This window comes from Microcoleus sp. Pol17C6 (genome assembly GCF_036701145.1).
Taxonomy (GTDB): domain Bacteria; phylum Cyanobacteriota; class Cyanobacteriia; order Cyanobacteriales; family Microcoleaceae; genus Microcoleus.
The window spans coordinates 1-18,926 of sequence record NZ_JAUBQH010000016.1; the positions used below are offsets into that span (position 1 = coordinate 1).

The window sequence follows — 18,926 nt, forward strand, 5'->3', positions numbered from 1 at the left end:
TAAACGGTTTTTTTACCGCTAACATCCACTACCGCTGCACTCGGAATTGCTAAAATATTTGTTGCTGTTTTGTCGGTGAAAATTTCCAACTCAGCAAACAGTCCGGGCTTTAATTCGCCGTTAATATTATCTACTTCTGCTTTTACCAGCACAACCCGCGTTTCTCCTGACACGGATGAGCCAATAAAGGTAATTTTTCCTTTAAAAATGCGATCGGGTAAATTAGCGACTTTTACCCTGACTTCCTGACCCGGTTTTACTTTATTCAGGTCTTTTTCGTAAATATTGGCTGTGGCAAAAACGCGGCTGTCATTTAAGAGACTCATCAACGGTTTTTCAGCGTTTACTGACTCGCCTGGGGTGATTTCGCGATCGGCTACCGTCCCCGAAATCGGAGCAACTACGGTAACGAGTCCTCGATCGTTGGCAACAGTTCCTAATTGTTGGAGCCGCGCTTGATAGGCTGCGTCAGCCAAGCGAATGCGCGACTGAGCGACTTCGACGGCAGTTTTGCCGCGTTTGAGTTGGTTCTCGGCTTCTAGGACTTCCCGGCGGCTCTGAGCTCTGGTAAGTTGAGCTTTTGCTTCTGCTACTCTGCCTTGAGATTCCCGCAATTCCCGCATAGGGAGGTCTACTTCGGCTTGTTTAATTTCGGTTTCGGCTTTGATAACTTCAGGACGGCTTTTTGCCTTAGCAACAGCGGCTTTTGCTTCGGCGAAGTGGGCTTGCGATTCCAGCATTGTGCGCCGCGCGATCGCCCCAGATGCCACTAATTCTTTGTCGCGATCGAACTGTTCTTTAGCAACAGTTAATTCTGTTTCTGCCCGCGCTATTTCTGCTTGCGCTATTTCAACTTGACGCTGATAGTTTTCTTTAGCGGCTTGCACCACAGAACGCTTGTTTACTAATTCTTGTTCTTGTTGGTACTGCTTAGTTACCGCTGTCAATTGGGTTTTGGCTTGGGCGATTTCTGCTGCGGATATTTGAAGTTGGCGATCGTAATTTTCTCGTGCTAGTTTGAGATCGCCTTCCGCTTGCTGCAAATCTGCCTCAGCTTCGGCACGTTTCGAGAGAGATTCAACCCGCAACTGTCCTAATTCTGAACTCGATAACACCGCAACGGGTTGGCCTTTTGATACTTTGTCCCCAGGCTTAACCAGCAACTCTATTACTTTCCCAGCAACAGGAGCCGTAACTTCTACTTTTTCGTTGGGTAAAGTTTCAATTTGTCCTGTGGTTTTGATGCCGATATCTAGTCGCTGGCGAGCGGCAGGGGAAACTTTAATTCCTAATCGTTTTGCTGTTGCGGCATCGACAGAAATAGCAGTAGGAGTTTCAGTTGCTTCGTCGCTATGCTGAAATTCATCTCCGTGGCCAGCGTGGGCAAAAACAGCGGCAGGAGAACTTAGCAAAATTAGGCTGAGCAAACTTCCCGACAAGCTGCTAATAATTGCCGAACACTGAGCATATTTGTGGAATATCATCGTTGGCATTGTCCTTGAAATCAGGTTGAGTGCCACAGGTTTAGCAGTTGGTATTTTGCCAAGGTAAGTAAGTGATACCCCTTAAGTAAAGTTACTTATTAGCATTTTCCAAGAAGCGACCGCTAAGCAATGACCAAGAGCTAGAAATGCTCTACTCAACCTAGTATTTCACGGTCAAATGAAATTAGGATGAAATTAGAATAAAATTTTGAATCAGCAGCCCAGATGCCCACCAGATTCTAAAATACGAAGATAAGTTTCGCCTAATGACAAGCGATTTTGCTGTAGATTTTTTTCCGGTTTTTTTATCTCTGCTGGCGCTGCAATTTCTTTTGTCAATTCGCTCCGTAGCTCATCTACGGCTGCATTTGATTTATAAGTGCTGTTTAATTCCAAGGTATTCAATATCATAAACTACCCTCTCTATGTATATAGCTTTTTGCTGACCTCTCTATTACTTTAGAGGTAGGGCTGAGCAATTGTCTACAGTATTTTTACGTAACTTTCTACTACTTTAGAGGTAAGGCGGTTCAATTATCTACAGTAGGTGTAGGTACTCTCAGGGAACTGAGGTGGAGTCAGACAAATGCTGACAGCCACAGTCGAGCTACATTACTTTGTCTACCAAGGTTGTCGCGACTTTTTCATTTGCTCAATTTCTTGCTTTTGTGAAGCAAGTATTTTCTTAACTATTGAGCTACTGTGATTAAGGTCACTCATTTTGGGGATTTGGGTCACGTTTTGTTGAGGTGAGCTAAATTACTGTTTATACCAAGTTTGCCGCCACTGTTTCATTTGCTCAATTTCTTGCTTTTGCGAAGTCAGAATTTCTTGAGACAATTTCTTCATTTCCGGGCGTTTTGACTTCTTCAAAGCATCTTCAGCCATCACTAAAGCTCCTTCGTGGTGAGGAATCATCGCATTGATAAATCGCAAGTCAAATTGGTCGTCAGCGGCCCCTAAATCCATGCTCATCATCATGCTTTGCATTTGTTCGGGAGTCATTGCCATCATGTGACCCATTGGAGCGTGATAAGCCATCGGCGTACTGCTGGCTTTGGGATACCAAGTTTTTCGCCACTCTTTCATTTGATTGATTTCGCGGTTTTGAGCAGCAATTATATCAGTGGCAAGTTTTTTCATTTCCGGGCGTTTGGATTGTTTAAGCACATCTTGAGCCATTTTTACAGCACCTTGATGGTGTACTGTCATGCCATCAATAAACCGCAAATCGTAATCGGCATCAGCAGGGCCTAAATCCATTGACATATCGTGATTCGTGCCATGATTCATGCCATGATTCATGCCACCGCCTTGGGCCACGTTTTGCTTGTTGTTTGCTTCGGTTGCAGCCGTAACATTTGGGGCTTGAGCTTCGCTGGAAGGGGCTTTTGAACAAGCTGCAAGCACTCCGCTGGTTAAAGCGGCTGTGGCGGTCAATATCAGGGCTGCAAAGCCTGTTTTTAATGAAATTGGTTTCATCGATTTTATATCCTTAAAACGGCCATTTATCTTCAGCTTTCCACATATAAATGAAATTAGGATGAAATTTTTGCCTCGGAATTGTAAAGAATTATTGCTGTACCGTCTATCGAACTCAAATTTAAGATGTACAGGACTGACAACCGAATTATGTAGGGTGCACAGTGCGCGCCTTACCCCTATGGGTAGCGTGTCAAACCACTTTTTTGATAATTTCTGATTTATTTCGCAATTCCTCTTGACTCTCCAGTGAACTGGAGACTTTACAATGGAGTTAATTCATTTATTGAGCAGAGTAGTTTCTGCTGAGGTTCAAACTATGACTTTACAGCTAAAAGTTCCTAAGATGGCTTGTTCTGCTTGTGCGAATACAATAACAAAAGCAGTCCAAGCCATTGACTCAGCCTCAAAGGTTGAGGCCGATCTCAAGACAAAATTGGTCACGATTCAAACCGCTAAGTCAGAAAGTGAAGTTAGGAAAGCGATCGCATCGGCGGGCTATCCAACTATTTAAAGACAAAGGGTAAAGTCTCATTGAGGATGGCATATATGGACAATCTCACACTTAAATTGCGGGGCATGAGTTGTGCTTCTTGTGCTTCATCTATCGAACAAGCCATTCAATCTGTTCCCGGCGTAATTGAGTGTCATGTCAATTTTGGGATGGAACAAGCAACCATCCAATACGACTCCCAGCAAACCAACTTAGAAACAATTCAATCGGCGGTTGATGATGCGGGATACCAAGCTTTGCCACTTCCAGAAATGGCGGCGACAGAGGATGATTCCGAACAAGCAGATCGCAAATCTGAATCTCAAAACTTGCAGCGGAAACTCTGGACAGCAGGTATCATCAGCATCCTGCTAGTTGTGGGCGCTATTCCAGCGATGACCGGCTTGCATCTGCCATTTATTCCCGCATGGCTGCACAATTTTTGGCTGCAATTAGTCCTGACATCACCAGTACAATTCTGGTGCGGGAAATCGTTTTATGTGGGAGCTTGGAAATCCCTAAAACGGCGCGTAGCAACAATGGATACCCTGATTGCTTTGGGTACGAGTGCTGCTTACTTTTATTCTGTATTTGTGACCTTTTTTCCCGGTTTCTTCACTGCCCAAGGTTTGACTCCTAGTGTTTACTACGAAGTAGCCGCTAGCGTTATCGCCTTAATTTTGTTGGGGAAAACCCTAGAAAATCGCGCGAAGGGAGAGACTTCGGAGGCCATTCGCAAACTCATGGGTTTGCAAGCAAAAACTGCTCGGATAATTCGCAACGGGGAAGAGTTGGAAGTGCCGATCGCCCAAGTGGAAATTGGCGACATCGTGCAGGTGCGGCCGGGAGAGCAAATCCCCGTAGATGGAGAGGTAATTGAGGGTGCTTCGACGGTAGACGAAGCAATGGTTACGGGAGAAAGTTTGCCTGTGAAAAAGCAGCTTGGCGACGAAGTTATCGGAGCCACAATTAATAAAACTGGCAGCTTCAAGTTTCGGGCGACAAGAGTTGGCAAAGATACATTTTTAGCTCAAATTGTCAAGATGGTGCAGGACGCACAGGGTTCAAAAGCACCGATTCAAAAGTTAGCAGACCAAGTAACTGGTTGGTTTGTACCCGCAGTAATTGCCGTCGCTATAGCTACTTTTATTATCTGGTTTAACGCCACTGGAAACATCACTTTTGCAACCGTAACAATGGTGGAAGTGCTGATTATTGCCTGTCCGTGTGCTTTGGGTTTGGCGACTCCGACTGCTGTGATGGTGGGAACTGGTAAAGGTGCAGAAAACGGGATTTTAATTAAAGGAGCCGAGAGTTTAGAATTGGCTCATAAAATCCAAATTATCGTGTTAGATAAAACTGGAACCCTCACCGAAGGCAAGCCGACTGTAACTGATTTTGTGACAATTAGGGGAACGGCGAACAGCAATGAGTTAAAGTTGCTGCAATTGGCGGCGTCTGTCGAGCGCAATTCCGAGCATCCTTTGGGGGAAGCTGTTGTGAGGTACGCTCAATCTCAAGAGGTTAATTTGACGGATGTTAAGGATTTTGAGGCGATCGCAGGGAGTGGTGTTCGCGGAGTTGTAGCCGGAAAGTCGATCGCCCTGGGAACGCTGAGGTGGATGCAGGAACTAGGCTGCGATACTGAATATCTGGAACTGCGCGCCAGAGCTTTGGAAGCTGCGAGCAAAACGGTTGTTTGGATGGCTGTAGAAGGCAAAATAGAGGCAATTCTGGGCATTGCGGATGCCCTCAAACCGTCGTCAGCGCAGGCGGTGAAAGCACTTCAAAAGCTCGGTTTGGAGGTAGCGATGCTGACGGGGGACAACCGCGCGACTGCGGAGTCGATCGCCCAATCCGTGGGCATTACTCGCGTTTTTGCCGAAGTTAGACCCGACCAAAAAGCAGCTCAAATCCAAGCCCTGCAACGGGGAGGAAAAATTGTCGCGATGGTGGGAGACGGAATTAACGACGCGCCGGCTTTGGCCTTAGCAGACGTGGGAATTGCGATCGGCACCGGCACCGATGTGGCGATCGCAGCCAGCGACATTACCTTAATTTCAGGAGATTTGCAAGGCATAGTTACAGCAATTAAACTTTCCCGCGCCACCATGCGGAACATCCGCGAAAATCTGTTTTTTGCGTTTATTTACAACATCGCTGGAATACCGATCGCGGCGGGCATTTTGTTCCCCATGTTTGGCTGGCTGCTAAATCCAATTATCGCTGGTGCAGCAATGGCTTTCAGTTCAGTCTCTGTAATTACTAATGCTTTGCGTTTGCGGAATTTTCAAGCCAAATCTATTGCCTAAATTTGGAGGAATTAGAAAAATGTTACACCATCGTCAAATTTGGGGCCGTCTCGCGAGTTTAGGACTTGTGATGGGAATTGCATCGGGAGTTCAAGCTTCCGAAATGTCCGTCCAGCATTCTACTTCTACGACTCAATTCCGCAGCATTGAACAGCCACTAGGTTTAAAAGTTGGCGTCACAATAGGTGGTTTAACATTAATTGGTTTGGAATTGTGGTGGTTTTTGTTCAGTAAAGCTAAAGGGTGGCAAGCTGAATCTATTCAGGGGATACAAGAGTTGACTATTACTGTAGATGGGGGTTATGAGCCGGCCACTGTAGTTGTGAAAGTCGGTCAATTAGTCAGGCTCAATTTCTTGAGGCGCGACCCCAACAGTTGTCTGGAAAAAGTGTTGTTACCAGATTTTCACATTGTGCGAGAATTACCTCTAAATCAGGTAACGGCTGTTGAATTCACCCCTCAAAAACCTGGACGATACCTATTTACTTGCGGCATGAATATGTTTAGGGGTGTGGTGGAAGTACAAAGCTAAATCAAATAGACAGTTGTCAACCTGCGGCAATTGCGACGGTTGAGGCGCGAGTTTTTTCAGCAAGAAATCGCTAAAATAGATGAAAGCTTAAAAAATTTGGAGTGAGCTAAATGCAACTACTACACACGATGCTCCGAGTCGGCAACCTGGAAGAGTCCCTCAAATTTTACACCGAGGTTCTGGGCATGAAATTGCTGCGAAAAAAGGACTATCCAGACGGTAAATTTACTCTGGCTTTTGTTGGCTACGGCGACGAATCAGACACTACAGTTTTGGAATTAACATACAACTGGGGCGTCACAGAGTACAATTTGGGGGATGCTTACGGTCATATTGCGATCGGCGTTGACGACATTTACGGTACTTGCGATGAAATTAAAGCTCGCGGCGGTAAAGTTAGTCGCGAACCCGGCCCGATGAAGCACGGTTCAACAGTCATCGCTTTTGTGCAAGACCCAGATGGATATAAAGTTGAGTTAATTCAACAGGAAAATCAAGGTAGCAACACCCAGAAAGTAGCAGCAACAACCGCATCCTAACTTTCTTAAGAGGGGGAAGGGGAAGGAAAAACTATCTTCCCTCTTCCGTTTTCCTTTTGACAACAGTCGTACCCACAACTGTCAACTGAAACTTTTAATTCGATCGCACCGACGGTAAAAACTGCTGCAAATATATTTTTTGCCACAATATAGAAAAACTGCTCCCTATTTGGCTTAAGCTATCAAATTGAGGAATTAATTTAGATTCTCGGCGCTGGTCAAAAGCAGCGAGCGCCGAAAAGAATACAGCTAATACTAATAAAAATACCACCATTATACTAAATAAAATAGTCCAATAAACTAGAAATTCGCTGGTGTAGCTGACCGCGAATATCCAGTTAATCACTAAATTTAATAAATAAAAAAACCACCCTACTGAAAACCCCACCGCGAACAATAGCCACGTCCACCTAAACATATCTGTTGCCGTCTTGCTATTTTTGGATGCCGAAAGTTCTAACTCTCTAATTTGACTGTTAATATTTGATGTGACTTCATACAACGTATACTGCAAAGAATCTCTGATATGATTGAGTTCATTGTCGAGGTTTATGCACTGCTCGGAGGTACTTTTATCCAAGCTCAGGTTTTGAATTTTTTTGCGGTGCGCCGCCAGTTTATTGTCTAGAGTGTAATCCCATTTTTCCAGCCGATCTACAGTCAAATACAAAAGTTCTCTATTAGCATCTAACAAGCTCTGGCAATTTATGATTGACTTAACTAACTTGCTGAGATTGTTGATATGCTCCTCTAGAGTATGTTGGTATTCCCTTTGTTTAGCGGACAAGAAACTTGCGAGTTCGACATCCCGATCGCCGCACAGCGCCAAAGCCTCACAATACAAGTCGTCAATTTCCATTTTACCGAAATATAGTGACGCTTTGTACTCCTCGATTTCGGGAATAGTAAGGGATTCTAAAGGCTGATATTTTACATTAAATTTATATAGGAGCGCTGTCAGAATCTGCGCCGATTTTCGGTCAATCTTGTCTTTGTAAGGTTCTAAAATAATTGTAGCTAGATTTTTAACTCTCGCTTCCGGGTGGTGCAGAAACTCAAAAATTTTGGCAAGTATTTTGGAGAATTCCAAGTCATTAAAATTATTTTCTGCCACTTCCAAAAAGTTTGTTACCGCTGCATCGTTGTCGGCACTCAATTTGTACGGGCCCGTAAGTGCGATCGCAGCAAATACTCGATCAATCCAAAATAGATATTCGTCGCCATTCATTGGCAGGCTCGGCAGCAGCCAGCTAGGGCCGTACACCCAAAAATCGAGACAATTATCATATTCCTTGTGGCTGTCATTTCTGCGGCTGTCGCCCAAAGCAAATTTGTTGCTTGCTAATAGTTGAATTTGCTCTTCTACAACCCGTCCCTCAATTTCCTCTGCATTGATTGTGACATTGACAGCACCTTCCTTGCCTTGTTGTTGCCCTGCTTCATCCAACCAAATTGACTTAATACTAACAGCCGCAGACCACCGAATTAAAGGAGTCGATCCCCCTCGCGCTTCCTGTTCTAACGCCGCCAGCAGATTTTTGCTAAAATTACTTGCTTTAGCCTTTCTCTCACTTGATATCAGCCCCTCTCCCACCTTCCCAAATGCCTGAATTGCCAAAGCGCGAAACAGCAAATTCGGATGCGGTTTTCTGAGGGATTCCGGTATATTTTCTCTGAATATTCCGCTGTTGGGTACGCCCAAAACTTCAGCAAAAGGCTCGATGCCGCACTGTTGCAGGATTTTTTTAACTAGGTTTATTCTTTGCCAAGGTTGAGTATATTTAGTGAGAGTGAAGATTAGCGCTCTGCCGCTGCACCCCATTGACTCAGGGATGTTAGTGCGATCGAGTTTCCACATATTGCTCGTCATAATTTGTCGCCATGACAATTGCTAGATATGGAGGCCGTTGTTGGATGCTGAATTCAGCATTACATTTACTGTGGCTTTTTGTCAATATTAGTCCTGAACGCATAGGGAGTTATAAACCCGGTTTCACGAGTAAATTTATTATAACTCAAGCCTAGATTTTCCCTATAAACCTAGTTAATCAAGGCCAATGTGCGTCCCGAACTAAATATATTATTTTGCAATAATTGGTGAAATGTCCAAATTTTAGGTTGGGCAACGAAACCCAACCTACTATAGTCATTTCTTTGTCGGAGCTTTTAATATTTTGTCGCTTACCATTTGGTCAACGAGTAAGTCGCTGATAATTTGAGCTCCGTGGGATGTAAAGTGCAAGCCGTCATTATTTTTTACATAGCCTCGCTTACCCGATTTATTAGCAACTACTGGAACAAATCTTCCTCCGGGTGCAAAAGTGTCCCAAGTAGAAACAAATTCGATTTTGGCTGAAGATTTGCTGGCATTTTTATAAATATCGTTCATGATGGGAAAAGCTTGGAGATACGAAGATTTGTTAGGCATCGATTGACCGACCCAATACACTTTTCTCACCGATGACGAATCAAGTAAATTGGCATATCTTTCAACTCTTTCTTGATAAGCTTTTTGCCATTCTTTTGTCATAACAGCCCGACCTTTTCCTTGAGAATCAATGATATTTTGACGGTCATTTGCTCCAAACAAAACAATCACTACATCCGGCTGGTAATTATTAATAACTTGGCGAGTTCTAGCATACCAATCATAATAATCTATCCGATTTAATCCGGTCGCTACCTTGTAGTCAATTTTCGTATCGGCGATATTGTATTTTTTCTTAAGAGTGTACTGGAGTTGAATTCCTAAGTCGAACATTACGGAATCTCCAATAAATAAAAATCTGCGATAAGGTCGGGTCAGTTTAGGTTTAGCTGGGGTTGTTTTTTTAGCTGGGGTTGGTTTTTTAGCTGTAGCAGACTTTGGGGGTTCAACGGGCGCTTTTGTTTCGGTTTGGACAGAAGAAATTTCTGGTTCTTTGGGGAGGCTGTCGAAGTTAATATCTTTAATTTTGCTCCAAAAATCTTGTTCTGATTTTCGGAAACCGTCTATTTCGATCTGGCGCGCTGCTTCTTTAATTTCTGCACTGGCGAAAGGAGTTGAAGCAAAGCTTTTCAGAAATAATGATAAGTTTGAAAATATTAAAGTGAGAATTACAGAAGTAACAATCAGCAAAAATTCCCGGTCTTTCATATTTCTTAGAAATTAAAGTAAATAAAAGGCGCGACGGTACTTGGTCCCAACATCAAGATAGTATACACGAGCAGTGAAACTAAGACAACCCGAAAGAAAATGTTTTTTAATGACAATACGGTTTGCAATAGTTTCGCGATGCGATCGCCCCACAAGTTGAGCGCGCCAATAACTGCAATTACTAAATACAATTGCCAAAAGTTAAATTGAAAACTTGTGACTGCAGGATGGAAAATTCCTTCAAAAAAACTCACCGCAGTTTCCCAGTTGGGAGTGCCAAAAAATACCCAGCTACAAGTAACAAAAGTAAATGTTAGCAGCCAACTGCAAAATTTAGCAAATCTGGGAAAGGCATAGTCTAATTTAAAGTGGATAGCTTGGGGGAGATCTTTACATAAATGGTTGACAATTAATCCTAAACCGTGAATTGCTCCCCAGAAAATAAAGTTTAAACCTGCGCCGTGCCAAAATCCACCGATCGCCATTGTTAAAAATAGATTTAGGTACTTCCTCAACTTGCCGTATTTGTTACCGCCCAAGGGAAAGTAAACGTAATCCCTCAGCCACTCGGAAAGACTGATGTGCCACCTTTTCCAAAATTCTTGCAGACTGAGTGATCGGTATGGCATATTAAAGTTGGCAATTGGTTTGAAACCCAGCAAACAGGAGATACCGTTGGCTAAATCCGAATAGCCGCTGAAATCTACATAAATTAAACAGGAATAGGAAATTGCCGCGAGGATTAAATCGATGCTGCTGTACTGCTGGGGTACTTTGAATGGTAAGTCAGTGAAGTTAAACAAAAAGCTCGATAAAGTATATTTTTTGAAGAGTCCAGACAAAATCAAAACTATAACTTCTTCAATTTGATAGTCGTATTTTTTCCGTGAATTTAGCTGCAAATAAAATTCGCGAGCTCGCGAGATTGGCCCAGAGGCAATTTGCGGAAAGTAGGTAATGTAGGCGGCATACTCTATAAATTTTGGACAGGGTATTTTTTGCTGGTAGCAGTCGATCAAATGAGAAATCATTCTAAAAGTGTAGAAAGACACGCCGACGGGGGCAATTATTTGCAAAACTGGAAAGCTGGCTGGAATTTGTAGCTGGTTCAGTATCTCAAATAAAGAAGTTACAAAGAAGTTGCAATATTTAAAGATGCCGAGATAGGCAATGTTGAAAACTAAGCCCGAGATTAAAGCAATTTTTTTATACTTATTGTTGTTGCAGAGAACCCGGAGAATGATATAGTTAGAGGCTGTAGAGAAAACGAGGAGCAAGAGAAAGTCGAAACTCCAAAAGGAATAAAATAATAAACTTGAAATTAACAAGAAAATTTTATACAAATTGACTTGGGGTTTCACAGAGACGATCAGGCTAAAAATAATTAGGAAAAAAACTAGAAATTGGTAAGTGGGAAATAGCATAAGTCTCAGCCGATAAAAAATCTTGTTTGTGGCAATATTTTTATAAGTACGGCCAGCCAACCTATCCCGAAGGGAATCGCTAGAGTCGGTCTGAGCGCACCAAATTTCGGGGTGGATAGCGGACTGTAAGCTTTTGTAAGAGGTCAATTAGGCCACAACTTCCGCCCTAGTTAACCGCACTCATAAATTCATAATCCTGTTTAAAGATTATGATGGTTGTGAGACGATGTATTAACGGATAACAACAGGAATCCCCTTGATTGCGAGGAACCAACGTGCAGCCAACAGACCCTAGCAAATTTACAGATCAAGCCTGGGAAGCCATTGTCAAATCCCAGGATGTAGCCCGCCGCTTTGCCAATCAGCAGCTAGAGGTTGAACATTTAGCCATCGCCCTTCTCGAACAGCAAGGCCAGGCAAACAGCATTCTCAGCAAAGCTGGAGTCGATGCCCCCCGCTTGGCCCAGCAGTTAGATGCTTTTGCCAAACGACAGCCCAGAGTTGCCAACGCTGACCAACTATACCTCGGTCGCGGCTTAGAAGTTATGTTAGATGTTGCCGAGGCCACCAGGGCGACTTGGCAAGATAATTTTATCGCCGTTGAACATTTATTAATTGGCTTAGTAGAAGACGAACGAGTCGGCCGCAGGTTGCTGACAAAAGGCGACGGCCCGCCGGGCCGCCCCGGTTACGATCGCAAACCCCCAGCCGGTACGCTCGATCGACCAAAACTCGAAGAAGCAATCAAATCTTTCCGCGCCACTGCTAAAGCCCAAGAAAAAAATTCCGAAACAGGGAAAGGCAGCCGCAGCAGCGCTAAAGCCCAAGATCAAGATGGCGAAGCTAACTCCGACGCCCTTAGCAAGTACGGCCGCGATTTGACAGAAGCCGCCAAAGCCGGCAAACTCGACCCAGTAATCGGCCGCGACGAGGAAATCCGCCGCGTGGTACAAGTTCTTTCTCGCCGTCAAAAAAACAATCCGGTGTTAATTGGCGATCCCGGAGTCGGAAAAACTGCGATCGCCGAAGGTTTAGCCCAGCGAATTGTCAACGGCGACGTACCGGAATCTTTGAAAAATCGCCAGCTATTTAGCCTCGACATGGGCAGTTTAATTGCTGGGGCAAAATTCCGGGGCGAATTTGAAGAACGATTGCGGTCTGTACTCCGGGAAGTCATCGATTCCGACGGACAAATTGTCCTATTTATTGACGAATTGCACACGGTTGTCGGAACTGGCGGCGGTGGCAGTTCCGGTTCGGGAATGGATGCGGGAAATTTGTTAAAACCAATGTTGGCGAGAGGCGAATTGCGCTGCATCGGCGCTACAACTCTCGACGAATTCCGCAAGAATATTGAAAAAGATCCAGCCCTAGAACGCCGCTTTCAACAAGTATTTGTCGGCGAACCCAGTGTTGAAGATACTGTTTCGATTTTGCGCGGATTGAAAGACCGTTACGAACGCCACCACGGGGTAAAAATTACTGATTCGGCCCTGGTAGCTGCTGCAACTCTGTCTTTCCGCTATATTTCCGATCGCTTTTTGCCGGACAAGGCGATCGACCTGGTAGATGAAGCGGCCGCCCACTTGAAAATGGAGATTACCTCTAAACCTGTGGAATTGGAAGGCATCGACCGCCGGGTGATGCAGTTGGAAATGGAAAAATTGTCGATCGAAGGCGAAGGAAAAGGTGCTCTCGCCCCTGGGCTCGGCTTCCGCGTCGAACGCATCACATCTGAGATTGACATCTTAAAAGTCAAGCAGGAAAAATTGTCCTCTCAGTGGTTGGGCGAAAAGCAGTTGTTGGATGCAATCAATAAATTGAAAGCAGAAGAAGACCAACTGCGAGTGCAAATCGAACAAGCAGAAAGGGCTTACGATTTGAATAAAGCCGCACAGTTAAAGTACGGCAAGTTGGAAACTGCGGTGCGCGATCGCGAAGCGAAAGAAGCGGAACTTTTGAAACAGCAAGCTCAAGGTTCTTCCCTGCTGCGCGAAAAAGTTACTGAGGGCGATATTGCGGAAATTGTCGCTAAATGGACGGGCATTCCGGTTAACCGGTTGTTAGAATCAGAACGCCAAAAATTGCTGCAATTGGAAAAACACTTGCACCAAAAAGTCATCGGTCAAGAGGAAGCTGTAACAGCCGTGGCGGCGGCAATTCGGCGCGCTAGGGCGGGCATGAAAGACCCCGGCAGACCGATCGGCTCTTTCTTGTTTATGGGCCCCACAGGCGTCGGCAAAACTGAGTTAGCGCGGGCGTTGGCGGAGTTTTTGTTTGACAGCGATGATGCGATCGTCCGCATCGATATGTCGGAATACATGGAGAAGCACAGCGTTTCTCGGTTGGTAGGAGCTCCCCCCGGATATGTCGGTTACGATGAAGGGGGACAACTTTCGGAAGCAGTGCGGAGACATCCTTATTCGGTAGTGCTGTTTGACGAAGTGGAAAAAGCGCACCCGGACGTATTTAACATTTTGCTGCAAGTGTTGGATGACGGCAGAATTACCGATTCTCAAGGTCGAGTGGTTGACTTTAGAAATACTGTAATTGTGATGACTAGCAATATCGGCAGCGACCACATTTTAGACGTGTTTACTAAGAAGGAAAAAACCGTCAAAAAACCTGCTAGTCGGAAGCAGGAAACGAAAGATTTGTCAAGTCAAAAGACAGATTATAAAGTGGCTGCCGACGGTACTGTCGAGGTGTCGGCCCAGCGAGTTGATGTTGATAGTGTAACCAAGAGTGAAAACAAGAGTGAAAATGAAAATTTATTGACTCAAGAACGGGAGACAGACCAAGAGTACGAACAGATGTTAAAACGGGTAATGACAGCCCTGCGATCGCACTTTCGGCCCGAATTTCTCAATCGGGTGGACGAGATAATTTTGTTCCACACTTTGAGCAAGGTCGAACTGCGGCAAATAGTCAGCATTCAAGTGAAGCGGATCGAGCGTTTGTTGGCAGAGCAAAAAATCACTTTGGAACTGTCGGATGCTGCGAAAAACCATATCACAGATGTCGGTTACGACCCGGTTTACGGCGCTCGTCCCTTAAAACGTGCCATCCAGCGGGAGCTGGAAAACCCGCTGGCCAACAAGATTCTGGAAAATGCGTTTGTCGAGGGCGATACAATTGCGATCGACTGCGAAAATAACACTTTGCAGTTTCGCAAAAAAGATTCTCGCCCAGCGCTAGTCGGTAATAGTTTGTAGTTGCCGAACAGCTAGGAACAGGCAGGATGCCTGTTCCACAAATAATAAGTCTTCTTGTGGAACAGGCATCCGCCCTGTTATTGAAAATTAGGAACAGGCAAGATGCCTGTTCCACAAACCATCAATTCTCTTGTGGAACAGGCATCCTGCCTGTTATTGAAAATGGTGAAACCTGTTACTTGATATCAAGAATTCGAGATGGTGCGGCTACCATAGGCATCCATGCTATAGGCAGGAACGCGAACGCTGTAATCCATCTCTGTTGCTGTGATTGCTACAGCCAATTTTTCAAAAGATTCATCGTTCCAATTCCGCTCGTGGATGGGCTTTGACTGTTCCCCGAGGAAATATGCTTGAGTGCCAATTAATGCTGCTGCGACCCAACCGACGATTAAAAGAGAGATTACAATAGCCATATTTGCTTTTTCCTTAACTTTTGTTGCTTTATGTAAACTAATGTAACGAAAATTAGTAATAAACGTCAAGGTACTGTAATGTCGTGGCAACCGTCCGGCAGGTAGTAAATACCGCACCTTTGACGGCAGCGCCAGAGGGGAAGAAGCAGAGAGAGCGAGAGTATCTATGGTGGGCACTACCGCGCATCGGTAGCTAGCACAGTACCCGGATTGTGAACTGTATCCGAAATAGCAAACAGATTGTTGAAATTTTATAGTTAAGAAATTATAAGTTTTGCGTTAATAAATTACGATTAAAAGTCTGCGGCTGGCATGAGGAATAGCGGCCAAATTATAAGTTATGATTTATCAGTTTGGATGGGAACTAACAAATCCCAATTACCAAATTTTAAGTACAAATTACCAATTACCAATCATCGCTACAAATCATGCCAAACTCAATGTTAAATGACGACCCGTTGTGGTTCAAAGACGCGATTATTTACGAAGTACCAGTTCGGGCTTTTGCCGACAGCAATGCAGACGGCATCGGCGACTTTAGAGGGCTGACAGAAAAACTGGATTACCTGCAAAACTTGGGAGTAACAGCAATTTGGGTATTACCATTTTTTCCCTCGCCGCTCCGAGACGACGGCTACGACACATCTCACTATACTACCGTCAACCCGATTTACGGCACATTAGAGGATTTTAAAGACCTTTTAGAAGCAGCGCACCAACGCGGAATTCGAGTCATTATTGAGTTAATTGTCAACCACACTTCCGATCAGCACGCTTGGTTTCAGCGAGCGCGCCGCGCCCCGAAAGGAAGTAACGAAAGAGATTTTTATGTGTGGAGCGACACGCCGGAAAAATATCAAGATGCTCGGATTATTTTCAAAGATTTTGAAACCTCTAATTGGGCTTGGGATGCCGTAGCAAAAGCTTATTACTGGCACCGTTTTTATTCCCACCAACCCGATTTGAATTACGACAATCCGGCCGTGCGCCAAGCCATCTTAGATGTGGTGGATTTCTGGTTGGCACTGGGAGTAGACGGACTGCGAATGGATGCGGTGCCTTACCTCTATGAGCGCGAAGGTACTAACTGCGAAAACCTGCCAGAAACTCACGTATTCCTCAAGCACTTGCGGAAGCACGTAGATGAGAAATTCCCGAACCGGATGCTGCTTGCTGAGGCGAATCAGTGGCCGGAGGATGCGGTTGAATATTACGCTGCTGGGGATGAATGTCACATGAACTTTCATTTTCCGCTGATGCCGCGTTTATTTATGGCTTTGTATATGGAAGATAGCTTCCCAATTAGCGACATTCTCCAGCAAACTCCGCAGATTCCCAATAACTGTCAGTGGGCTTTGTTTTTGCGGAATCACGATGAATTGACGCTGGAAATGGTGAGTGATGAAGACCGAGATTATATGTATCGGGTTTACGCTCAAGACACTCAGGCGAGAATTAATTTGGGTATCCGCCGCCGCTTGGCTCCTTTGATGGGAAATAACCGCCGCCGCATTGAGTTGATGAATGCTTTGCTGCTGTCTCTTCCGGGTACGCCGGTGCTTTACTACGGCGATGAAATTGGCATGGGAGACAATATCTATTTGGGCGATCGCAACGGGGTGAGAACTCCGATGCAGTGGAGTGGCGATCGCAATGCCGGTTTTAGCCGTGCTAACCCGCAGCGACTGTATGCACCGCCAATTGTTGACCCTGAATATCACTACGAATCTGTTAACGTGGACGCGCAGCGGGCGAATCCGAGTTCTCTTTGGTGGTGGATGAAACGCCTGATTGCAATTAGGCAGCGCTTCCAAGCATTCGGCCGCGGAACTTGCGAGTTTCTCTACCCGGAAAACCGCAAAGTTTTAGCTTTTGTACGCACTTATCAAGACGAACACATCCTCGTAGTGGCTAATTTGTCGCGCTTCGTCCAGACGGCAGAATTAGACCTTGCGCCCTTTAAAGGTGCTGTTCCGGTGGAGATTTTCGGCCGCACGGAGTTTCCTGCTGTTGGCGAAGATCCTTACTTTTTGTGCTTGAGTCCTCACACGTTTTACTGGTTTACTCTTACTGTTAAACATGAAGATTTGGCGCTGCACGGTGTTCCCACAGACTTGCCTACTTTGGCGGTGATAGGCAATTGGAAAACTGCTTTTGCTACAAGTCAGTTAAGCGATATGCTGCTTAATATTTTGCCGGGATACCTGCGGCGCCATCGCTGGTTTAGCGGTACAGCTCGGACAATTCAATCATTAGAAATAAGTGAGATTGTACCGATTGAATGTAAAGATAGTGCGGGAGAGCAATCTCAAGTTTACATTCTGTTTTTGCAGTTGAATTATACTGAAGGTATGCCGGAAACTTACGTTTTGCCTTTAGGTTGGGAAGAGATTAAAGGCGATGTGGACGATCGGGCGATCGCGCGCCTCCACTTCCCAGAAACCAACAAGGAAGTCGGGGTACTATTTGACGCTGCGGGGGACAAAGGTTTTCTGAGCGCGCTGCTGGGGGCGATCGCCACTTCTCGCAGTTACAGAGGTACTGGTGGCCAACTACTAGGAATAGCCGACACTGCATTCAGCTCAGAAGAAGATTTATCCCACCTCGACCCTCACCTGTTCAAAAAAGAACAAAGCAATACATCCGCAGGTTACGGCGATCGCTTCGTCCTGAAAATATTGCGAAAAGTCGAGGAAGGAATCAACCCCGAATTAGAGATCGGACGCTTTTTAACAGAGCGCAACTCGATCCAACACTACGCTCCAATTGCTGGAGCATTGGAATATCACACACCAGCAAAACAAGTCCTTACAGTCGGAATCCTACAAAAATTAATCCCCGACAGCGTAGATGCTTGGTCTTATACATTAGACACGCTGCGCGACTATTTCGAGCGAGTAATGACAGTAGAAGCAAAGCATTCCGGCGAGAATTTATCTACCGCCCCCGAAAATTATTTACCGAACGCTTTGACCGGATCGCAGCGGCAGCAAAACTCGCTAGTAGCCGATTTATCGCTAGAAATTCCGGCATTAGCTCGCGAACTCATCGGCTCTTACTTAGCATCAGCCGAACTTTTAGGTCAGCGGACAGCCGAACTTCACCTCGCTTTAGCTGCTGACACAGAAAATCCCGCTTTTGCCCCAGAAAACTTCACCTCCTTTTACCAGCGTTCCATTTATCAATACATGAGAAATCTGGCCGGAAGAACTTTGCTGGAGCTGAAAAAACGGATGTCCAAACTGCCGCCCGAAATACAAAAATCGGCGCAAAAGCTGCTCAACCGCGAAGATTTGCTCATGGAACGTTTCAAGTCTATTTTGAACTTGAGAATCACGACCGATAGAATTCGCTGTCACGGAGACTTTCATTTCGGGCAAGTTCTTTATACAGGCAAAGACTTCGTAATTATTGATTTCGGAGGAGAACGCGATCGACCATTAAACGAGCGGCGGATGAAGAGGTCGCCCCTGCGAGATGTTGCGGGAATGCTGCAATCTATAAGTTACGCTGTTACTTTGGCACTCCGCAATGAAGTAGAAAGTGGCATGATTCGCCCTGAAAATCTCCCGGAGATGCAGCAGTGGGCAAACGTTTGGCACCGCTGGGTCAGCCTCACTTTTGTTAAGAGCTATTTGGCAACAGCAGCCGATGCAGATTTCTTGCCCAAATCTATACCGGAACTACAAGTTTTGCTGGATGCTTACATTTTGGAAAAAGCGGTTGGCGAGCTAGCCTACGAACTTAATTACCGCTTGGATTTGGCGGAAATTCCGCTTCAGCGGATTGTACAATTGCTGAATTTATAAGGGCGGGTTTATCCATACTCATTAGGGTGGGTGGCTTTCTAGCCACTCAAGTGGCAGCGAGATGCTGGAGAGTCACCCACCTTA

The 18,926-nt window shown here is 45.2% G+C and carries 13 protein-coding genes; 6 read left to right on the forward strand and 7 right to left on the reverse strand.

The features are described 5' to 3' along the window. From QUA25_RS10370 to QUA25_RS10380, 3 genes are all read right to left on the reverse strand, one after another. Nucleotides 1–1,484: efflux RND transporter periplasmic adaptor subunit (locus QUA25_RS10370; RefSeq protein WP_333037370.1), on the reverse strand; the 1,484-nt coding region annotated here is incomplete at its 3' end. Nucleotides 1,485–1,697: 213 nt separating this feature from the next. Further along, nucleotides 1,698–1,895, reverse strand: coding sequence for a hypothetical protein (locus QUA25_RS10375; protein ID WP_333037371.1), 198 nt, complete (start codon nt 1,893–1,895; stop codon nt 1,698–1,700). A gap of 348 nt (nt 1,896–2,243) precedes the next feature. After that, on the reverse strand, nt 2,244–2,966 hold the full coding sequence (locus QUA25_RS10380; RefSeq protein WP_333037372.1) for a DUF305 domain-containing protein: 723 nt from the start codon (nt 2,964–2,966) through the stop codon (nt 2,244–2,246). Between the two features lie 319 nt (nt 2,967–3,285). On the opposite strand from QUA25_RS10380, the gene QUA25_RS10385 reads away from it, so the two are divergent. From QUA25_RS10385 to gloA, 4 genes are all read left to right on the forward strand, one after another. Then, nucleotides 3,286–3,480, forward strand: coding sequence for a heavy-metal-associated domain-containing protein (locus QUA25_RS10385; RefSeq protein ID WP_333037373.1), 195 nt, complete (start codon nt 3,286–3,288; stop codon nt 3,478–3,480). A gap of 35 nt (nt 3,481–3,515) precedes the next feature. Then, nucleotides 3,516–5,771: a heavy metal translocating P-type ATPase gene (locus QUA25_RS10390; RefSeq protein ID WP_333037374.1), complete on the forward strand. Its 2,256-nt coding sequence runs from the start codon at nt 3,516–3,518 to the stop codon at nt 5,769–5,771. 19 nt (nt 5,772–5,790) lie between these two features. Further along, entirely contained in the window at nt 5,791–6,303 is a 513-nt protein-coding gene (locus tag QUA25_RS10395; protein WP_333037375.1) for a cupredoxin domain-containing protein, read from the forward strand. 110 nt (nt 6,304–6,413) lie between these two features. Further along, entirely contained in the window at nt 6,414–6,842 is a 429-nt protein-coding gene (gene gloA / locus QUA25_RS10400; protein ID WP_333037376.1) for a lactoylglutathione lyase, read from the forward strand. Between the two features lie 94 nt (nt 6,843–6,936). On the opposite strand, the gene QUA25_RS10405 is transcribed toward gloA, so the two are convergent. The 3 genes from QUA25_RS10405 to QUA25_RS10415 all read right to left on the reverse strand — a co-directional run bounded on the left by QUA25_RS10405 (nt 6,937) and on the right by QUA25_RS10415 (nt 11,402). Further along, nucleotides 6,937–8,712: a hypothetical protein gene (locus tag QUA25_RS10405; RefSeq protein ID WP_333037377.1), complete on the reverse strand. Its 1,776-nt coding sequence runs from the start codon at nt 8,710–8,712 to the stop codon at nt 6,937–6,939. 276 nt (nt 8,713–8,988) lie between these two features. After that, nucleotides 8,989–9,978, reverse strand: a complete 990-nt coding sequence (locus QUA25_RS10410; RefSeq protein WP_333037378.1) for a DUF459 domain-containing protein — start codon at nt 9,976–9,978, stop codon at nt 8,989–8,991. Nucleotides 9,979–9,983: 5 nt separating this feature from the next. After that, nucleotides 9,984–11,402, reverse strand: coding sequence for an MBOAT family O-acyltransferase (locus tag QUA25_RS10415; RefSeq protein WP_333037379.1), 1,419 nt, complete (start codon nt 11,400–11,402; stop codon nt 9,984–9,986). A 275-nt stretch (nt 11,403–11,677) separates the two neighbouring features. Here QUA25_RS10415 and QUA25_RS10420 point away from each other — a divergent pair, with 275 nt between their 5' ends. Further along, complete coding sequence (locus QUA25_RS10420; protein ID WP_333037380.1) at nt 11,678–14,617, forward strand: AAA family ATPase; 2,940 nt, start codon at nt 11,678–11,680, stop codon at nt 14,615–14,617. A gap of 185 nt (nt 14,618–14,802) precedes the next feature. Here the strand turns inward: QUA25_RS10420 and QUA25_RS10425 are convergent, their stop codons facing one another. Beyond that, nucleotides 14,803–15,033, reverse strand: coding sequence for a photosystem II protein, Psb35-related (locus QUA25_RS10425; protein ID WP_333037381.1), 231 nt, complete (start codon nt 15,031–15,033; stop codon nt 14,803–14,805). A 428-nt stretch (nt 15,034–15,461) separates the two neighbouring features. Between QUA25_RS10425 and treS the strand changes: the two genes are divergently transcribed. Then, nucleotides 15,462–18,842 carry a maltose alpha-D-glucosyltransferase gene (gene treS / locus QUA25_RS10430; RefSeq protein ID WP_333037382.1) on the forward strand — a complete coding sequence of 1,127 codons (3,381 nt, stop codon included), beginning with the start codon at nt 15,462–15,464 and terminating at the stop codon, nt 18,840–18,842. Nucleotides 18,843–18,926 lie beyond the last annotated feature (84 nt).